This window comes from Thermosynechococcus sp. HY213 (assembly GCF_031460975.1).
Lineage (GTDB): Bacteria > Cyanobacteriota > Cyanobacteriia > Thermosynechococcales > Thermosynechococcaceae > Thermosynechococcus.
This window is the reverse complement of record NZ_JAVKVB010000001.1, coordinates 52,064-69,917: the sequence shown is the minus strand read 5'-3', so window position 1 is coordinate 69,917 and position 17,854 is coordinate 52,064. Positions and strand designations below refer to the sequence as shown.

Annotated in this window: 14 protein-coding genes and 2 tRNA genes; 12 read left to right on the top strand and 4 right to left on the bottom strand. The window is 55.3% G+C overall.

The genetic code is table 11. From position 1 onward, the window contains the following. Nucleotides 1-5 precede the first annotated feature (5 nt). The 6 genes from RHK62_RS00350 to RHK62_RS00325 all read left to right on the top strand — a co-directional run bounded on the left by RHK62_RS00350 (nt 6) and on the right by RHK62_RS00325 (nt 12,488). Complete coding sequence (locus tag RHK62_RS00350; RefSeq protein ID WP_302676941.1) at nt 6-1,196, top strand: response regulator; 1,191 nt, start codon at nt 6-8, stop codon at nt 1,194-1,196. 80 nt (nt 1,197-1,276) lie between these two features. Continuing rightward, nucleotides 1,277-1,642 carry a response regulator transcription factor gene (locus RHK62_RS00345; RefSeq protein ID WP_149817109.1) on the top strand — a complete coding sequence of 122 codons (366 nt, stop codon included), beginning with the start codon at nt 1,277-1,279 and terminating at the stop codon, nt 1,640-1,642. A gap of 4 nt (nt 1,643-1,646) precedes the next feature. After that, complete coding sequence (locus tag RHK62_RS00340; protein ID WP_149817107.1) at nt 1,647-2,177, top strand: chemotaxis protein CheW; 531 nt, start codon at nt 1,647-1,649, stop codon at nt 2,175-2,177. A 199-nt stretch (nt 2,178-2,376) separates the two neighbouring features. Next, nucleotides 2,377-5,544, top strand: a complete 3,168-nt coding sequence (locus RHK62_RS00335) for a methyl-accepting chemotaxis protein (RefSeq protein WP_225901606.1) — start codon at nt 2,377-2,379, stop codon at nt 5,542-5,544. Nucleotides 5,545-5,562: 18 nt separating this feature from the next. After that, a complete protein-coding gene (locus RHK62_RS00330; protein WP_310453069.1) occupies nt 5,563-9,822 on the top strand; it encodes a response regulator in 4,260 nt (1,419 codons plus the stop codon). Continuing rightward, a complete protein-coding gene (locus RHK62_RS00325; RefSeq protein WP_310453068.1) occupies nt 9,819-12,488 on the top strand; it encodes a DEAD/DEAH box helicase in 2,670 nt (889 codons plus the stop codon). Before RHK62_RS00330 ends, RHK62_RS00325 begins: the two co-directional genes overlap by 4 nt. Before the next feature lie 19 nt (nt 12,489-12,507). Here the strand turns inward: RHK62_RS00325 and RHK62_RS00320 are convergent. After that, nucleotides 12,508-12,580, bottom strand: a tRNA-Met gene (locus tag RHK62_RS00320). Nucleotides 12,581-12,700: 120 nt separating this feature from the next. Between RHK62_RS00320 and RHK62_RS00315 the strand changes: the two genes are divergently transcribed. The 4 genes from RHK62_RS00315 to RHK62_RS00300 are packed head-to-tail and all read left to right on the top strand — an operon-like array spanning nt 12,701 to nt 15,090. Beyond that, nucleotides 12,701-13,075, top strand: a complete 375-nt coding sequence (locus tag RHK62_RS00315) for a DUF4346 domain-containing protein (RefSeq protein ID WP_149817099.1) — start codon at nt 12,701-12,703, stop codon at nt 13,073-13,075. A gap of 37 nt (nt 13,076-13,112) precedes the next feature. Further along, nucleotides 13,113-13,565 (top strand): diheme cytochrome c, encoded by a 453-nt coding sequence (locus tag RHK62_RS00310; protein ID WP_225901605.1) that lies wholly within the window; start codon nt 13,113-13,115, stop codon nt 13,563-13,565. Nucleotides 13,566-13,598: 33 nt separating this feature from the next. Beyond that, nucleotides 13,599-14,387, top strand: a complete 789-nt coding sequence (locus RHK62_RS00305) for a TIGR03943 family putative permease subunit (protein ID WP_302678543.1) — start codon at nt 13,599-13,601, stop codon at nt 14,385-14,387. A 4-nt stretch (nt 14,388-14,391) separates the two neighbouring features. Next, on the top strand, nt 14,392-15,090 hold the full coding sequence (locus tag RHK62_RS00300) for an OB-fold-containig protein (RefSeq protein ID WP_206200575.1): 699 nt from the start codon (nt 14,392-14,394) through the stop codon (nt 15,088-15,090). A gap of 16 nt (nt 15,091-15,106) precedes the next feature. Here RHK62_RS00300 and RHK62_RS00295 read toward each other — a convergent pair. Then, nucleotides 15,107-15,179 (bottom strand) — tRNA-Val (locus RHK62_RS00295). 263 nt (nt 15,180-15,442) lie between these two features. Between RHK62_RS00295 and RHK62_RS00290 the strand changes: the two genes are divergently transcribed. Together RHK62_RS00290 and RHK62_RS00285 are read left to right on the top strand one after the other, a co-directional pair. Then, nucleotides 15,443-15,991 (top strand): thioredoxin family protein, encoded by a 549-nt coding sequence (locus RHK62_RS00290; protein ID WP_149817090.1) that lies wholly within the window; start codon nt 15,443-15,445, stop codon nt 15,989-15,991. 3 nt (nt 15,992-15,994) lie between these two features. After that, nucleotides 15,995-16,321: a hypothetical protein gene (locus tag RHK62_RS00285; protein ID WP_206200573.1), complete on the top strand. Its 327-nt coding sequence runs from the start codon at nt 15,995-15,997 to the stop codon at nt 16,319-16,321. Here the strand turns inward: RHK62_RS00285 and RHK62_RS00280 are convergent. Both RHK62_RS00280 and aroF read right to left on the bottom strand, forming a co-directional pair. Further along, a complete protein-coding gene (locus RHK62_RS00280) occupies nt 16,302-16,802 on the bottom strand; it encodes a GNAT family N-acetyltransferase (protein WP_302676933.1) in 501 nt (166 codons plus the stop codon). The genes RHK62_RS00285 and RHK62_RS00280 overlap by 20 nt on opposite strands. A 9-nt stretch (nt 16,803-16,811) precedes the next feature. Continuing rightward, nucleotides 16,812-17,843: a 3-deoxy-7-phosphoheptulonate synthase gene (gene aroF, locus RHK62_RS00275; RefSeq protein ID WP_310453067.1), complete on the bottom strand. Its 1,032-nt coding sequence runs from the start codon at nt 17,841-17,843 to the stop codon at nt 16,812-16,814. Nucleotides 17,844-17,854 lie beyond the last annotated feature (11 nt).

Genomic DNA, 17,854 nt, shown 5'->3' with positions numbered 1-17,854 from the left:
GCGCCATGGAAGGATGCCTCAACGATACGGATATTTACACGCTGTGCCAAACCCTTGCCCTTGGCCAGCGCACCGGGGAACTCTACCTCGAAGATGATGCCGGTCATACGTGGCTTCTCTTTTTGAGTCATGGCCACCTAGTGTATATTGCCGATCGCCACAGCCACAGTTTAGAGCGGTTGCAGGATCTGCTCTATGGGCAGGGCATTCCTTGGCCGAGTCCCGATAGCTTTATCGAAAGCAAAGCCGGTGCCAGTTGGGTGGAATACGAATGCCTGTGGTGGCTCCTCGATCACTGCAAGCTCAATCAAATCCATAGCGTGTGGCGGGCGCTGCTGCGGGAGAGTCTCTTTGACGTTGTTAGCCTCAATCGCGCTTGGTTCAAGTTTTATAGTGCGAGTCCCCTCACCCCCCAATGGCACAATCTCTCCCTGACAATGCTGCTCAATGACAGCCTGAGTCATCTGCGGGAATGGAAAAAACTGCATCCAGAGTTGCGTTCCCTTGATCAATCCCTCGAACTGACGGATATTAAACCCACAGGCAACGATCCAGCGGATCAGTGGTTTCGCCAACTGGAACCCTTCGTGCGCGAGCGGATCACCTTGCGCCGTCTGAGTCGGCAACTGGGACGAGATGGCGTGACGGTGGGCAAACTCCTGCTGCCCTATCTCCATCAAGGGTACTTACAAGTCAGTTCTTGGGGAACCAATGGCCACACCCGTACATTTCCCCCCCTCTCTTGGCGGCGATCGCCCCGGGTCGTGTGTGTGGATGATGCCGCCACTGTCCGTCAAGTGGTTGAATCCACCCTGCAAGCCGCAGGTTATGAAGCCACGGCGATCGCCCACCCCTTAACGGCCTTGAGTCTCATTTTCCAACTCAACCCCGACCTGATTTTCCTCGATATTGCCATGCCCGAATTGGATGGCTACGAATTTTGCACCCTTCTACGGCACACCCCTCGCTTCCGTTATACGCCGATTATTATGCTGACTAGCCTCGTTGGTTGGAGCGATCGCCTGCGCGCCAAAGTGGCCGGTGCCACTGATTACCTCAGCAAGCCCTTTTCAACTCAAGAATTGTTAACAATTACGCACCATTACATTGGTGCAGCGCCACCTGTGACCTCCTTAACAGACGAGTCCTTTGGCGACGTGCTAGAACCAAAATCAGGCCTTGAGACGCCCCGTTAGCAGGTTAGCTATCATCAACCTGTCAACCTCTTAGGCTTTTAGAATATAAAGCAAACCCTGAATTCTACGTGTAACCCCCTATGAGTAAAGTCTTAGTTGTCGAAGATAGTCCACCCCAGCGGGAAATGATCAGCGAATTGCTGGCGAAAACAGGCTTTGAAGTAACCGTTGCCACCGATGGTGTCGAGGCAATGGAGCAATTGCAGCAGAGCACGCCCGATGTGGTTGTCCTCGACATTGTCATGCCCCGCATGAATGGGTATGAAGTCTGTCGCCAAATTAAGTCCGACCCCCGCACCCAATCCATTCCCGTGGTGATCTGTAGCTCCAAAGGTGAGGAGTTTGATCGCTATTGGGGCATGAAACAGGGGGCTGATGCGTATATTACGAAGCCCTTTGACCCCAAAGAACTGGTTGGCACCATCAAGCAACTCTTGCGAGGCTAAAAAAATGTTTAGTAGCTCAGACTTACTCGCAACCAATGCCCCCATCGAAAGTGGCAATATCGATGACCTCAGAACCCCAGAGGGGGATTTACATATCCTCTTTACCATCCCTAGCGGTGATACCCTAGCCCTACCGGCTATTGGGGTACGCGAAGTTGTGGCCGTGACTCCTGATCGCATTACGCCAGTGCCCAATACCTCCAATCTGCTACTGGGGATTTTGAACTTGCGGGGGCAGGTGATTTGGGTCGCGGATACCGGTAAGTTTCTTGGCGATGACACCCCCTTGAATACCGATCGCTCTGAGCTATCGATTATTGCCATTGAAGATGATGAGTTAATGGTAGGGCTAGCAGTTCATCAAGTCCGAGGCATGGAGTGGCTCAACAATGACACCATTAAGCCCGCGACCCATGTCAGCGATCAGATGGCTCCCTTTGTCCGTGGCGAATGGGTTTTTGATGCCGAGCAACAGGACATTGTTAAGCTCTTGGATCCCCTCGCCATTTTACGCAGTGCTCGTTGGGGACTCTAAACTAGAAAAAGTAGAATCTCAATGACACTCGCCCGCAAGTGTCACGATGGAACCCATCAACACCAGTCACTTTAGGAAAATTAACACCCCCGTGCTATCTTTCCCAAGGATTGGCGCATACTTTAGTAATTAAAGCTTCCTTGATGTAGTCCCTAAGAATTCTCTGCCCCTCGTCATCGTCCATTCTGGGAGTAAGCCCATGGCATCCAGCAGCACCCAACACACCCAAGAATATCAAAAAGCGGTTGCCGCTTATGTGCAAGGCAACTATGAAGAAGCAGCCAAAATCACTGACCAGTTGGTGGGCACCCGACCGGGCGATCCAAACCTGCGGCTGCTGCGGGGGCACATTTACTGCTGTCAACAACGCTACAGCGAGGCTCAAGAGCAGTACCATGCGGTTCTCAATGCCACAACGGATCCAGAATTGATCAACTTGGCCAACGAGAGCCTTGCCAAGATTAAGGATTTGATTCCCGCTGCTGAACCTGCCAAAAACGGCGGCGAACACCACCCCCCCCTGCAAGGAGATCACACCCAACTGCAGGGGGACAATACCTTTTTGCAAACCACGCCACCCATTGTGGAACCCCAAGCCGCAAACCCTTCAGAGGAATTGAGTCTTGATCACTTTGATGACTTTGGTAGCGATTTAGGGACAAGTAACCCCTTTGACGATCTTGAGGTGGGCGGCATTGAGGAAGAATTTGGCGCCAGTTTAGAACAGGGTGCCTTTAATCCCTTCGACGAAGATGCGGCGGTTCAGGATCCCTTTGCCTTTTCGGCCAATTCTTTGGAGGAGCCAGTCGCGGACATTCCAGAAATTCCCATCGGCGAATCCGTGCAGCCCCTAGGTACAGAGTCCATCAGTGATGATGATGTCACAATGCTCATGGGAAGTTCTCCTTTGACCCCGTCCGAACCAGCCAGACCTATTTTTGATGGTGAGACATCAGAAAGTACTGCGGCTCCGTTTCAAGAAATGACGCCCCCCGCCCTCGAAACATTTGATGATCCCTTTGCTGCTGAAGTAGCCGTATCTGAAGAGAGTCTCTTTGGGGGGCTTACAGAATCGGGAGAAGCCAACGCTTCTGAAGAGAGCCTTTTTCCCGGTCTTGAGGAATCCCTAGCGGCAAATATGTCGGCAGAAAGTCTCTTTGGCGATATTGAGGAAGCCCCAGCAGCCAGCATTCCTGAAGAGAGCCTCTTGCCAAATCTGACGGAATCCATTGAGACCAATGTTCCTGAAGTCTCTACCTCTGCCGCTGGTATCAGTGATTTGTTGACCAATGAGGCGGCAGATGCCATTGAATTGTTGCCGCAGCCGGAATTAAGTTCCTCTGATGCAGCCGAGGAGGAAGACGATCTCTTTGGCGACTTTTCGGTTTCCCTTGAGGCTTTTGAAGCCCCAGATATTGTGGCAGAACCCCTGTCTCCTGAGGCCTTTGACCCCGCTACCTTTGAGGATGAGCAAACGATCGCCATGTCTGAGTTTCCCGCAGGTGAAACCGTTAGGGAGCCAGAGGCACCAGCGATCGCGCAAGGGGAAGCGAGCTCTGGTGGTGCTGAACCCTTTGAATCCATTGCCGACTTTAACCTAGAGGATCTCTCCTTTGGCAATGCAGATCTCTCCGGTGCGGGATTTGATGATGAAATGACCATTGCCAATCCTCAAGTGCATGGTATGGGGGCTGTTGGCTCAGATGCCACCGTGATGGCCGATGCCGGCACCGAGACCTTTGCAGTTTTACCGGATGAATTTGATCTCAGCCAGCAAAGTCTTGAGGACTTGGCCGATTTTAGCCTCGACCTGAGTCAAAGCACTGCTAGCCGCGCTGAAACCCCACCCCCTGCAGCAAGTCAGGATCTGTCAGCCTTTACCGAGCAAGTACCCGTTGCAGCACCAGCAGCTACTGCGCCAACACCTTCCCGTAGTCCTAGTCCTGTGGCTAGAACAGTCCCAGCAACCTCAACGGCCACGAGTTCCTTTGGCCAGCAAAACATTACCTCAGCCGTAACCAGTGGTGTCCTTTCCGCCTTGGCTGCGGGTGCCGTTAGTTTAGGCTTTAGTGCCTCCGGCCCTGCGCCTTTAGTGAGTGGTACTGCTGCTGGTCTCACCGCCGGGGTGGCCGTCTATGCCATGGGGCAGCGCAGTGTCAGCCGCATCAAGCGCTTCTGTACGGATTTGCAGGCACAGTGTAATGCCGTGATTGCCGGTGATATGACGGCGCGGGTGCCGGTCACCAGTAACGATGAACTGGGACTCTTGGCACAAAGCTTTAACCAAATGACGGATACCATCCAGCAAATTACTGCTGATGCCCAGAAAAAAGCAGAGGAAAACGAACGGCAGCGGGATGATTTACAGCGCCAAGTGATCCGACTCCTCGATGATGTGGAGGGGGCTGCCCGCGGTGACCTGACCGTACAAGCGGAAGTGACAGCGGACGTGCTCGGCGCAGTGGCCGACTCCTTTAACCTGACAATTCACAACCTGCGGACGATTGTGCAACAGGTGAAAATTGCCGCCCAGCAGGTGAGTCGCGGTGCGGCAGAAAACGAAACTTTTGCCCGTAGTCTCTCAGCAGATGCTCTGCGGCAAGCGGAGGAGCTAGCCGTCACCCTGAACTCGGTGCAGATGATGACCAATGCGATTCAGCGGGTGGCCGAAAGTGCCCAAGAAGCTAATGAGGTGGCACGCAATGCTTCAGAAACAGCCCTCCGTGGTGGTGAGGCGGTGGAACGCACAGTGGCGGGTATTTTGCAAATTCGGGAAACGGTGGCCGAGACCACCCGCAAGGTGAAGCGCCTAGCGGAATCTTCCCAAGAGATTGCCAAGATTGTCGGTGTGATCTCGTCGATCGCCAACCGCACGAACCTGTTGGCCTTGAACGCCAGTATTGAGGCCGCACGAGCTGGGGAAGCAGGTCGGGGGTTTGCGGTGGTCGCCGATGAGGTACGCCAACTGGCAGACCGCGCAGCCAAAGCCTCGAAAGAAATTGAGCAGATCGTGTTGCAAATTCAAAGCGAGACCGGTGCGGTGATGACCGCCATGGAAGAAGGGACACAGCAGGTGATTGAGGGGACGAAGCGGGCTGAACAGGCCAAGCACTCCCTTGAGGACATCATCCAAGTGTCGTCGCAAATTGATACCCTTGTGCGCTCGATTACCAACGCTACGGTCGAGCAAACAGAATCGGCGCGAGCCATGGCGCAGGTGATGCAATCCATTGAGTTGACAGCGCAGGCCACCTCTCAGGAGGCACAGCGGGTGTCTGACTCGTTGCAAGGTCTAGTGAGTGTGGCGCGCAACTTGCAGGCATCGGTGGAACGGTTCCGCGTTGAAAATACTGAAGATCAAGCCTAAGCAATCCGGGAGGGGGCTATGCAAAGCGATCAACAAAAGCGCATTCTTGGCTACTTCATTGAGGAGGCGCAGGAACACCTGACCACCATTGAAGACAGTTTGATGAATCTCCAGCAGGTGGTCAATGACCCCGAGGCGATGAGTGAAATGTTTCGGGCAGCCCACTCCGTCAAAGGGGGAGCGGCTATGCTCGGACTCCATAGCATTCAGCACACCGCCCACAAGCTGGAGGACTACTTCAAAATTCTGCGGGAACACCCCGTAACGGTGGATGAAACCCTAGAGCAACTCTTTTTGCAAGCCTTTGATGCGCTGCGGGAACTCCTCGATGAATTGCAAGGCCCCTTTGGTTTGACGGAGGAGACAGCAACGGCAACGCTGAATCGGGTGGAGCCAGTCTTCAATCAACTGCAAGCCCACTTGAGCCACCTGACCCAAGGAGCAGAGGTGGCGCCCCCTGTAGCTGCGCCTTCTCCCCCTGTGGCCGAACCCGTTAAGCCGCCGGTGCAACCCGTTGCTGACTCCAGCTACCGCTTAGTCTTTCAAACGGAGGTGCCCGATCGCTTGCGGGCAATGTTGCAACTCTTTAAGCAACCCGATTCGCCCCAAGTGCGGCAAGAATTGGCGGAGGCCTGTTCTAATTTGGGTCAATTGGGGGAAACCTTTGCGCTGCCCCAGTGGGTTGAACTGCTGGCGATCGCCCAACAGGCGGTGAGTAACACAGCTCAGCCCCTCACGGCCTTGGCACCCGTGGTGATCAAAGAGATTATGGCGGCTCGCGACTTGGTGCTCAATGGTCAAGGCAGTGCGATTCGTCCCAGTGACAGTTTAGTGGCGCTTCAGCCCCCTGTGATTGAGGAAGCGCCGGCTGTTGTTCCAGAAGCGCCAGAGCCTGTGGTCTTAGAATCAGCTCCCGTCACCCTTGAGGAACCACTGCAACCCCTTGAAATGGCCTCTGAGGTTGCTCCGCTAGAGGTGAGGGTGCCTGAAGAAGAGATTTCCGAGCCAATGGAGCCAATGAGCAGCGGTGGCGATGGTGTCACTGTTTTTGGTGAGGAGAGTGGGACTGATTTCCAAGAATTGAGTGACATTTTTAGTGATGCCACAGCGCTGCCGACGGCCTGGCTGGAGGACACCCTTGAGGGGGATTTGGCCAGTTTAGAGCTGGGGGATGAAGCGGCCTTTGATGAGGAGATTTCCGACTTTTTGAACATAACCGCTGCTGAGGAGTTGCCTGAGGCAGAACCCCGCCTTGATGCCATTCTCGATGAAATTGAAGAACTCTCGGGTGAGCTGGTCTCTGCGGAGGTGGAGGAAGCCTCCCTCGATGACCTCACGCCGCCAGCGATCGCCGAAAGTATGGCTGAGGCCCTTGAGGCGCCCTTGACACTTGACCGTCCTCTTGAGGAGAGTGCAGCCGCAGAACCCGCCGAACTTGGTCTGGATGCATTTCTTGAACAATTCGCCGAGGAAGCCCCCTCAGAGATGGCCGCTCTTGATGAGGCAGTTGCTTCCCTAGAAGACTTTTTGGGTGAGGTGGAAACCACTGAGGCTCCCGATCTGCTTCCCTTAGAAGAGGACTTTGAGATCCCTGCTCTCAGTGATGTTGCTGAGGATGTGGCTGAGTTCCTCGAAGAGGTGCCGGGTCTCAACGATGTCCTAGAAAACTTGGTTGTGGATAATGCGGCGGAAGAAGCCCTCGCGGAATTTATTGCCCCGCCAAGCCCTGATGATCCTTGGGCAGAAACGCTATCCGAGGCACCGGCGATCGCTGAGCCAAGTATGCCTGAAGTGACAGCGGCAAATATTGCTGAACCCGAACCCCTAGTGGAGGAGATTGTACCCGCTCCTGAGACTGCTAGCATTGCCGAGCGAGAATCCCTCATGGAAGCCTCCTTCACCTCTCCTGAAGCTGCAGGCATGACGGAACCCGAAGCGGTGGTGGAGGAATCCATTCCCTCCCCTGAAGCTGCCAGCATGGCTGAACTGGAGGCACTGATGAATGATGCCACTGTGCCTGCCACCCCCGAAAGCGTCCTAGAGGAATTGGAGGGGTTGATTGAGCAAAGTGCAACGAGTACAACCCCAGCTGAGGCTGCCACGTTCAACGAATTGGATCAGCTTTTAGAGACGGTGGCGCCACCGGCCTTTGAGGATCTCGAGCAACTCTTGGGTCAAGCCACCCCTACGGCACCCACCCCACCGCCGGCCACAACAGCCCCCTCGACTGCGGATGATAGTTTTGCCGATTTAGAGAAATTAATTCCCCAACCCGCAGGGAGTAGTGCGAAGGCGGCCACTCCTCGCCGAGCCGGGGCAGGGCCAAAAGGTAGCGCCTTGGTGGAGCAAACCATGCGGGTACCCGTACGCCACCTCGATACCTTGAGTAACCTCGTTGGGGAGTTGGTGGTCAACCGCAATAGCCTCGAAGACACCCAAGAACGCCTGCGGCAGTTTCTTGATAACTTGCTCTACCAAGTCCAACAACTTGGGGATGTCAGCCAACAAATGCAAGACCTCTACGAGCGATCGCTCCTTGAGAGTTCACTGTTGGGCGTAACGACAGCACGGGCAGCCAATGGCCAAGGGGAACGGGGAACCCACGCCACGGGGGTCGAGTTTGATGCCTTGGAAATGGATCGCTTTACCGGTTTCCACACCCTCTCTCAGGAGGTGATTGAGCGGATCGTGCGGGTGCGGGAGGCAGCGGATGACATCCAGTACGTGATTGATGAAGTGGAGCAGGTGGCACGGCAGTTTCGTCAAGTCACTACCCAAGTTCAAGAGGGGTTGAGCCGCTCACGAATGGTGCCCTTCCGTGAAATGTCTGTCCGCTTGCCGGGTGCCGTGCGCCGCGTTGCCAGTACCATTGGCAAACAGGTGGAACTGAAGATTGAAGGGGAAGATACCCTCATTGACAAGGGCATCCTCGAAAAGCTCTTTGACCCGATGACCCACCTGATCAATAACGCCGTCTATCACGGCATTGAACCCCCCGAAGAGCGGCGGCGATTGGGCAAACCTGAAAAAGGCCTGATTCGCGTGCGAGCCTTCTATCAAGGCAGTCAAGCGATTATCTCCGTCAGTGACGATGGGGCGGGGATTGACCCAGAACGGGTAAAACGCAAGGCAATCGAGAAGGGTCTCCTGAAGGAGGCGGATGCCCCCAACCTGTCGCGCCAAGAGGTCTATGCCTTCCTCTTTCAGTCGGGATTTAGCACCAAAGATCAAGCCGATGCCCTTGCCGGTCGCGGTGTGGGGATGGATGTGGTGCGCAAAAATCTGGAGGACATTCGCGGCACGATTAACATTGACTCTACGGTGGGCAAAGGCACCACCTTTACGATCCGCTTGCCGCTGACGCTGAGCATTACCAAAGCCCTCTGCTGCATTGATAACCACTGCCGCATTGCTTTCCCCATTGACGGTGTGGAGGATATGCTGGATATTCCCCAAGAGCGCATCCAAACCCTAGAAGATGGTCAACGTGTCCTCTCGTGGCACGATCGCCTGCTGCCAGTGCGTAAACTTGGGGACTTGCTCAAGTACAGCCGCAATATTAGCCGCAGCAATGTCTATGGCGGGAGCAGCCAAGACGATGGCATGGTCTCAATTGTTGTGCTGCGCAGCGGCGATGATCTCGTGGCCATGGAGGTGGATCAGGTCATCGGCGAACAGGAAATCGTGATTAAGCAGTTGTCTGGACCGGTGCCGAAGCCTGTGGGGGTAGCGGGAGTCACAGTTCAAGGGGATGGTCGCGCGATGGCGATCGCCGACGTGCTGGAAATTATTGACCTGTCCCTAGGACGCATGGATCGCGACTGGCGTGGCTTTGGTCACACCATGGATGTTGCGGAACCCGAGGAAGCCTCCGAACCCTTGGTGCTGATTATCGACGACTCGATTACAGTGCGGGAGTTGCTCTCAATGACCTTTACGCGGGCAGGCTACCGCGTTGAGCAGGCACGGGATGGTCAAGATGCGTGGGAAAAACTGCGCTCTGGCTTGCCCTGTGACTTAGTCTTTTGTGACATTGAGATGCCACGCATGGATGGCTTGGAGTTGCTCTCGCGGATTCAAAAAGATCCCAAACTCAACCATCTGCCGATCGCCATGCTGACCTCACGGGGCGCCGATCGCCACCGCAAGATGGCCGCACAACTGGGGGCACGGGGCTACTTTACGAAGCCCTATCTCGAGGAGCAATTACTGGATGCGGCGGCACGGCTCCTCAGGGGTGAAGTTCTGGTGCAGCAGGAGCCGACACCTACCCCATGAGTGAGCGATCGCCGGCCCTAGCAGACTTCCTTGCCCAACTCCCCTTTGAACTGGATGCCTTTCAAGAAGCGGCGATCGCTGCCCTTGGTGCCGGTCGCTCTGTGGTGGTCTGTGCTCCTACGGGGTCAGGTAAAACCCTCATTGGTGAGTATGCGATTCACCGTGCCCTGACGCGGCAGCAGCGGGTTTTTTACACCACCCCCCTCAAGGCACTCTCAAACCAGAAGTGGCGTGACTTTCAGCAGCAGTTTGGTGCAGAGCAGGTCGGCCTCTTGACCGGGGATGTCTCGATTAACCGCGATGCCCCGATTCTGGTGATGACCACGGAAATTTTCCGCAATATGCTCTACGGCACTCCCATTGGCGAAGTGGGTACCTCCCTTGCGGGGGTTGAAGTGGTGGTGCTCGATGAATGCCACTACATGAACGATCGCCAGCGGGGCACCGTTTGGGAAGAATCGATCATCTACTGCCCCAAGGAAATTCAACTAGTCGCCCTCTCCGCCACGATCGCCAACGGCGAACAACTCACCGACTGGATTCAATCCGTCCATGGGGATGCTGAACTGATCTACTCCGACTGGCGACCGATACCGCTGCACTTTTACTTTTGCAACGGCAAGGGACTCTTCCCCCTCTTGGACGGCCAACGCAAACGCCTCAACCCGAAGCTCCACGGCCAGCCCGAACTGCGGCGACGCGGCGGCAAGCGGGACTTTTTGAGCATCCGCTACGTGGTCAGCCAACTGCAACAGCGGGAGATGCTGCCGGCCATTTACTTTATCTTTAGTCGGCGCGGCTGTGACCAGGCGGTTCAAGAGGTCCTGGGCATGAATCTCCTCACCAAGGCAGAACAGCAAGCACTAGCGGAGCGGGTCGAGGCCTTTTTGGCACAACATCAGGACATTGTTGCCCCGCAAATGATTGCCCCCCTCTACCAAGGGATTGCCGCTCACCATGCCGGGGTGCTACCCGTGGTGAAAACCCTTGTGGAAACCCTCTTTCAAGAAGGCCTGATCAAACTCGTCTTTGCCACGGAAACGCTGGCCGCAGGGATCAATATGCCCGCGCGCACCACCGTCATTTCCACCCTTTCGAAGCGCACCGACAGCGGTCATCGCCTCCTGACGGCCTCTGAATTTTTGCAAATGGCAGGGCGAGCCGGCCGCCGCGGTATGGATACCGTGGGTCATGTGGTGACGCTGCAAACCCCCTTTGAGGGCGCCCATGAAGCGGCATTTTTGGCCACCGCCGCCCCGGATCCCCTCATTAGCCAATTTACCCCCAGCTATGGCATGGTCTTGAACCTGCTCCAACGCCACACCCTTGAAGAAGCGCGGGAATTGGTGGAGCGCAGTTTTGGTCAATACTTGGCCACATTGCAACTCACGCCCCAACGGCAGGCGATCGCCCAACTGGAAACGGAATTGCAAACCGTGCAACAACGCCTCACAGGCATTGATCGGCAGCAACTAGCGCAGTATCAAAAGCTGCGGGAACGGCTACGACAGGATCAACGCCTCCTGAAAATCCTCGAACAGCAGGCGGAGCAGGAACGTGCCCAAGAACTCCTCCCCTTTATGATGGCGGTGCCGCCGGGGACATGGCTCCATATCAAATCCCCCCTGCGAGACCATCCCCCCTTAGCCGCCGTCCTCTGTCAACCCGTTGCTGGTTCCGGGCAGTTGCCCCACTGGCTGTGCCTTGCGGCTGATGGTCGCTTTCGGGTCGTTGGCATTGATGACATTTTGGCTGTCTATCCCGATCGCCCCCCCTGTAGCAATCTCCCCCCGCCCCCAGAGGCAATGAAACTGCGCCTAGGGGAAAGTTATCCCTGCAATGAGGCGAATCACTACCTCGGTACCCTCCCGGATCTGCCACCTGTTTTAGCCGCGCCGGAAGTGGCGGCCCAAGCCGCTAAAATCGCTGACCTTGAGGCCAAACTCACGCAACTCCAAGCCAGTCTGCCGCAAAATGTCCATTCGCTGCTACGCTTAGTTCGTCGCGAAGAACGGCTACAAACGGAACTGCGCGATCGCCAGCACAAGCTCCAGCAACAGTCCCAACGCCACTGGGAGCAATTTCTTGCCCTCATTGCTGCCCTGCAGGACTTTGGTGGCCTCAACGACCTAACCCCCACCCCCCTTGGGGAAATGGCCGCTGCTCTGCGCGGCGAAAATGAACTGTGGTTGGCTCTGGCCTTGGCCTCTGGTGAACTCGATGACTTGCCCCCCCACCTCTTGGCGGCAGCGATCGCAGCTCTAGTGACTGAAACGCCCCGTTCCGACAGTTGGTGCAACTACCCCATTCCCAGTGAAGTGGAAGAACGCCTTGCCGCCCTTAGTCCGATTCGCCGCCGACTGTTTCAGGTGCAGCGTCGCCATCACATCATCTTTCCCCTCTGGTACGAGTGGGATCTCATTGGCTTGGTAGAGCAGTGGGCCTTGGGCACGCCGTGGCATGAATTGTGCACTGAAACCAATCTCGATGCCGGCGATATTGTGCGGTTGCTGCGGCGCACCCTCGATTTTCTTTCCCAGATTCCCCATGCGCCCCACACCAGTCCCCAACTCCGCCAAAGCGCCCAGCAGGCACGCTACCTCCTCGATCGCTTCCCCGTGAATGACTTGCTAGAAGGAGTCGAGCTAGAGGCAGCAACCGTATAGTTTGAATCGTCATAAGAAGTGGCTCAGGCGGGATTTGAACCTGCGACCTTGGGCTTATGAGTCCCCTGCTCTAACCACTGAGCTACTGAGCCGAAATTTTTGCGCAATTCTCATTATAACGCGAATGTCCCAAAACTCAAGGCTCGGCCCGCAGATTCCAGTCGAGTTCGCCGTACAATAATAGAGTGGATCCATTAGAGGAAAGATAGGCGTTGAGCAAAGCAGAACGCACGGCGCTTGACAACAAGCTATCGCAGCGATTTATTCATCTCGATCCGGCAGGGTATTTCATTATCTACATTGACCCTGCGCAAGAACTGATCTGGATGAAACACTATCCCAATGACATCAATGAGAAGGGCTTAGCGGTGGATCCCGATACGGGAGAACCCATTCCCACCAAAGGGAAAGTAACGCGGGAACCCGATCTAGTACTTAGCGGTCGAACAGCCAAGGAGTTGTGCATTGAACTCTTTGAAAAGGATCGCCAACTGGTGACGATGTTTGACCATGCGGCCTATCTCGGCCGAGAACTGATGCGGGCACAGTTTTGTTTGGATGAAGGGCTTGAGTATATCCAAGATTAGACAACACTGGCGCTGGGGGGTAGGGGCAGTTCTTTTGATGCTCTGTGCCCTAGTGGGTACAGCCTTAGCAGCGATCGCCACCCCCGACTGGAGCGGTACCGTCGATGTTTTGCCCTTGAATGCCCAGTTGGGAGCGCAAATCTATCTGCGGCGCTGTGGCAGTTGTCACCTCGCAGTCCCCCCGGAAACATTGCCCACTCCGGCATGGCAGGTACTGATTCAAGATACCAATCACTACGGCGCAACCCTCGAACCCATTCCCCGCCCAGAGCTGGTTCCCCTGTGGAACTATTTGCGCACCTATTCGCGACCCCTGCCCAACGATGCCCAAATTCCCTTTCGCGTCGGGCGATCGCCCTTCTTTCGTATCCTCCATCCCCGTGTTGCGGTGCCGCAGCCCGTCACCCTCGATGGTTGTGCCCAGTGCCATCCCAAGGCCACCCTCTTTAACTTTCGTGAGCTAAGCCCGCAGTGGCAGGATTCCCCCTAGAATGTTTAGGGATGGCGAATTTTCCACCGCCCGATGTTTTCTAGCTCCTCCAATCGCTATTCTCCGCGTGTCCAACGCATGATGATGCGCCGTCGCTGGCTACAGCAAGAGTGGTGGACGGTTGGGGCACTTCTCCTCTGGGGAATGTTGTTTCTTCGATATTGGTGGCAGGGGCGACTGGGGTTACTAATTCACCCCAACTATTTTGCGCTGGCGATCGCCGCTGGGTTTCTTTTAGTTGCTGTGAGTGGTTGGCAAGGGTGGCGGTTATGGCGGGGGCGAGTGACACCTGTGCAGCATGTTGCCCTCTTACCGGCTCGTTGGACGCTCAGTATTCTGATTTTCGCGGCAGTCGTGGGTTTGGTGATTACGCCCCGTCCTTTCAATAGTGCCACGGCCATTCATCGCGGTCTCGAGGATGGCTTGACAGTGACCCGCAATAGTCCAGTGGCCTTTCGCCTCAATCAACGGCCTGAGGAGCGGACGCTCATTGACTGGATTCGCACCCTTGATGTCTATCCCGAACCCGATGCCTATAGGGGGTTGCCCGCTCGCATTGAGGGATTTGCGGTTCATAGTCCCCAACTGCCAGAGACTTATCTCACGCTCACCCGTTTTGTCATTACCTGTTGTGCAGCGGATGCCTATCCTGTGGGACTGCCCGTGAAATTGGGGCGATCGCGCCAAGCCTATCCCCAAGATCAGTGGTTTCGCGTTGAAGGTCGGATGACCACAGAAACCCTCAACGACCGCCGCCAATTGGTATTGGTTGCTGAGACGATAACGCCGATTCCTGAGCCTGAAAATCCCTTTATGTACTAAGGCAATGCTATTTCACTTGATTCACACTCCCTACTGGATTGTCTTGGGCATGGGGGTCTTGCTCTTTTTGACGGTGATCTTTGGCGATGTGGGCGCTGAAGAGGTCGAGCTAGAGGGAGATGCCGATCCCTTGGAAGTGGAGGTCGATCTAGAGGAGGGCATCTCATTTCTGACAATTTTGCATTGGTTGGGGGTGGGGAGAGCGCCCCTCATTCTCTTGCTCGCCTTAGACTTTAGCCTTTTGGGCGTGCTGGGCTGGTTTTTTAATGTTCTCTTTTACACCCTGAGTGGCAGTTGGCCGGGGGTGGTGTGGTCTGGGGTGATTGCGATCGCGGCACTGCTGTTGGCGCTAACAATTGGGGGGCTGTGTTCACGGCCTTTGGGGCAAATTTTTGCGCAGTTTAGTGAAGATACCAGTCGCGATCGCCTGCTGGGGTGCAGTGGCCACGTCAGTTCTGCCCATATTCCCCACAGTGGTACTGGTATTGGCCAAGTGAGTGTTTTGGATGCCAATCGCAATCGGCTGATTCTGCCGGCAGTGCTCCCCCCTTGGGCAACGGTCACCCCCCAGCATGGTCAGGAGATTTTAATTATTGATCACCAAGAGAATGAGTACATCGTCGTGGCCAAAGACAGCTTGGATGAAGCCACATGGTTACGCCAGCAGCGGCAATCTCAGATCAAAGATAGCGAAGATTCCTGAGGCATTGATTTTGGGATGGGCGGTGAGGGACTCGAACCCCCGACAGCCTCGGTGTAAACGAGATACTCTACCAACTGAGTTAACCGCCCAAGCTCCAGAATATCTATCATAGCAAAGGTATAGCCTGTTTCTAAAAAACGGTACACAAAGCGGATAGGAGCTTGTTCTATGACTCTGTGAACGGGGAATCTCCTGCTATACGCCTAGCGTTAGCGGGATGAGTGTCAAAGAAGTTTGAACCTTTCAAAGCCGTTCAATCCCTGTGAAAAGCGCTGTGTTACGTCAACATGGGGCAACTCTTGGGAAGAAAATCCGCTAGGATCAACGTGTTAAGACGTGCAAGGAATGCCCTATGGGAGCAGCAACGGCAGCCAGTGGTCAACGGTTACGGAATTTTGTGATTGCTGTTGTCGCCATTCTCATTAGTCTTGCCCTATTGGCGGGTCTGCGCAGTAGCAATCAACCCCTCACCCTCGCCGAGCAAGCCCGCCAAGCCACCCCTTGGGAGGAGGCTCAAGTCAATGGCAAGCCGACACTTTTGGAGTTTTACGCCAACTGGTGTAGCACCTGTCGTTCGATGGCCAAGGATTTGGGGGAATTAAAGGCGCAATATCGCGATCGCCTGAACTTCGTCATGCTGAATGTGGACAACACTAAGTGGCTACCGGAAATTGAGCAATTTAATGTGGATGGCATTCCCCATTTTGTCTTTCTGAATCGGCAATTGGAACCCCAAGCAGTGGCGATTGGCCTCCAACCCAAGGAAGTGATGGCCAAAAATCTTGAAGCCCTCAGCAATAACCTCCCCTTGCCCTACGGTCAACTGACGGGTGAAATGTCCCAACTCACGAGTTCCCTCGCCCGCCAACGCAGTGATGATCCCCGCAGTCATGGGGGCTAGGTTGTGGAACCCCAAGATGAGGTGCGTCAGGTTTATGAAGAGACGCAAACACGGATGGCAGAGCTTTACCGTGAGTACGAGCAGATCAAAGCCACCCAAGCACGGTTAAAAGGACGTAATCAGGCTGCCCTAGATCAAGAGCGCGATCGCCTCGTCCAAGAGCTGCGGCAACTAGAGGCGGAGTTTGGCCTGACCCTCCTGTTCCATTTAGGGGAAGCAGCGCGGGAATGCTGGCAGGACATTCTGGCTCAAGAAAACTTTTGGCACTTTGTCCGCTTTGCTGGTTTGGGATTTGTCCTTGGCCTCCTCGTTAAGAGCCTGACGGGTTAGTCAACTGCCCAAGGTTTAAGGCCGTTTGCCAGAGTCCGGGCCGCGAATTGGGAATCGGCATGGCACCAACGGTCTTTGCATAAAAGTCCTCTGAGGAAACCCAGCCAATCACGGCATAGGCATAGCCCGCTGCCTGCATCTGAGCCAAGGTTAACTGCAACAGCAGGCGACCAATCCCCCGCCCGCGATAGGGTTCGGCCACAGCCATTGGCCCAAACAGTCCCAGGGCGGCTGCATCGTAGCAGGCAAAGCCTAGAAGTTCGCCATTTTCAACGGCAATCAGTCCCCGTGGCGGACGCTGACTCAAGGCAAGAGCCACTTCACTGCGCCAACCGGCACTAAAGCGATCGCCCACCCACTGGACGATGCCATCCACTTCTGACCCCAAAGGCTGGCGGTAGTGAATCCCCTGCTGCTGATGCGCCATGACGGCGGGCCAATCCACCGCTAGCTCGTAGAGCTTGACCAGCATATCGGTCATTTGGGCAGCCTATCGACTGAGACTCACAAGGGGACGTTGCAAGGCTTGCATCAACTCATCAAACTGAGCGGGCGTGAGGGATTGGGCACCATCGGAGAGGGCTTTTGCTGGGTTGGGGTGCACTTCAATCATCAGGGCATCGGCGCCCGCGGCCACGGCGGCTTTGGCCATCGGCGGAACAAATTCTGCCCAGCCGGTGCCATGACTGGGGTCAATCATAATCGGCAGATGGGTGAGCTTGCGCAGCACCGGAATCGCTGCTAAATCCAAGGTATTGCGGGTATATTCACGGTCAAAGGTGCGAATGCCCCGTTCACAGAGAATTACATTGGGGTTCCCTGCCGCCAAAATGTACTCAGCAGCCATCAGCCATTCCTCGATGGTGGCAGACATCCCCCGTTTCAAAAGCACGGGTTTGGGTTGGGCACCCACCCGCTTGAGAAGCGAAAAGTTTTGCATGTTACGGGCACCAATTTGCAGCACATCGGCCACTTCAGCAATTTTGTCTAGATCCGCTGCGTCCATGACTTCGGTAATGATGCCCAAGCCCGTTTTTTCTTTTGCTGCTGCCAACAGATCAAGGGCACTTTCACCATGGCCTTGGAAGGCATAGGGGGAGGTACGGGGTTTATAGGCACCACCGCGGAGAAACTTGGCACCCGCCGCTTTCACCCGCTGCGCCGTTTCAAGGATCATCGCTTCATTTTCAACGGAGCAAGGTCCTGCCACCACCACTACCTCATGGCCTTCGCCGAAAATAACTTCGCCGTTGGGCGTTGGCACCACCACTTCACTGGGTTCACCGTGGCGATACTCGCGACTGGCTCGCTTGAAGGGCTGCTCAACTCGCAGAACGTGTTCAATCCAAGGGCTAATTTCCTGAATTCGCAGGGGATCGAGTTCCGCAGTTTCGCCGACAAGACCAATAACGACTTTGTGCTTGCCCACAATTTTTTCGGGGGTGAGTCCCCAAGTGCGCATCTCAGCGCTGACCCGCTCAATCTCTTCACCGGGGGTGCCACTTTTTAGAACAATAATCATCCGCTTGCTGA

What these genes read in the sequence shown, in the direction of transcription:
- RHK62_RS00350 (WP_302676941.1), top strand. Translation starts at nt 6, where the DNA reads ATGGAAGGATGCCTCAACGATACGGATATTTACACGCTGTGCCAAACC.
- RHK62_RS00345 (WP_149817109.1), top strand. Translation starts at nt 1,277, where the DNA reads ATGAGTAAAGTCTTAGTTGTCGAAGATAGTCCACCCCAGCGGGAAATG.
- RHK62_RS00340 (WP_149817107.1), top strand. Translation starts at nt 1,647, where the DNA reads ATGTTTAGTAGCTCAGACTTACTCGCAACCAATGCCCCCATCGAAAGT.
- RHK62_RS00335 (WP_225901606.1), top strand. Translation starts at nt 2,377, where the DNA reads ATGGCATCCAGCAGCACCCAACACACCCAAGAATATCAAAAAGCGGTT.
- RHK62_RS00330 (WP_310453069.1), top strand. Translation starts at nt 5,563, where the DNA reads ATGCAAAGCGATCAACAAAAGCGCATTCTTGGCTACTTCATTGAGGAG.
- RHK62_RS00325 (WP_310453068.1), top strand. Translation starts at nt 9,819, where the DNA reads ATGAGTGAGCGATCGCCGGCCCTAGCAGACTTCCTTGCCCAACTCCCC.
- RHK62_RS00310 (WP_225901605.1), top strand. Translation starts at nt 13,113, where the DNA reads ATGCTCTGTGCCCTAGTGGGTACAGCCTTAGCAGCGATCGCCACCCCC.
- RHK62_RS00305 (WP_302678543.1), top strand. Translation starts at nt 13,599, where the DNA reads ATGTTTTCTAGCTCCTCCAATCGCTATTCTCCGCGTGTCCAACGCATG.
- RHK62_RS00300 (WP_206200575.1), top strand. Translation starts at nt 14,392, where the DNA reads ATGCTATTTCACTTGATTCACACTCCCTACTGGATTGTCTTGGGCATG.
- RHK62_RS00290 (WP_149817090.1), top strand. Translation starts at nt 15,443, where the DNA reads ATGGGAGCAGCAACGGCAGCCAGTGGTCAACGGTTACGGAATTTTGTG.
- RHK62_RS00280 (WP_302676933.1), bottom strand. Translation starts at nt 16,802, where the DNA reads ATGACCGATATGCTGGTCAAGCTCTACGAGCTAGCGGTGGATTGGCCC.
- aroF (WP_310453067.1), bottom strand. Translation starts at nt 17,843, where the DNA reads ATGATTATTGTTCTAAAAAGTGGCACCCCCGGTGAAGAGATTGAGCGG.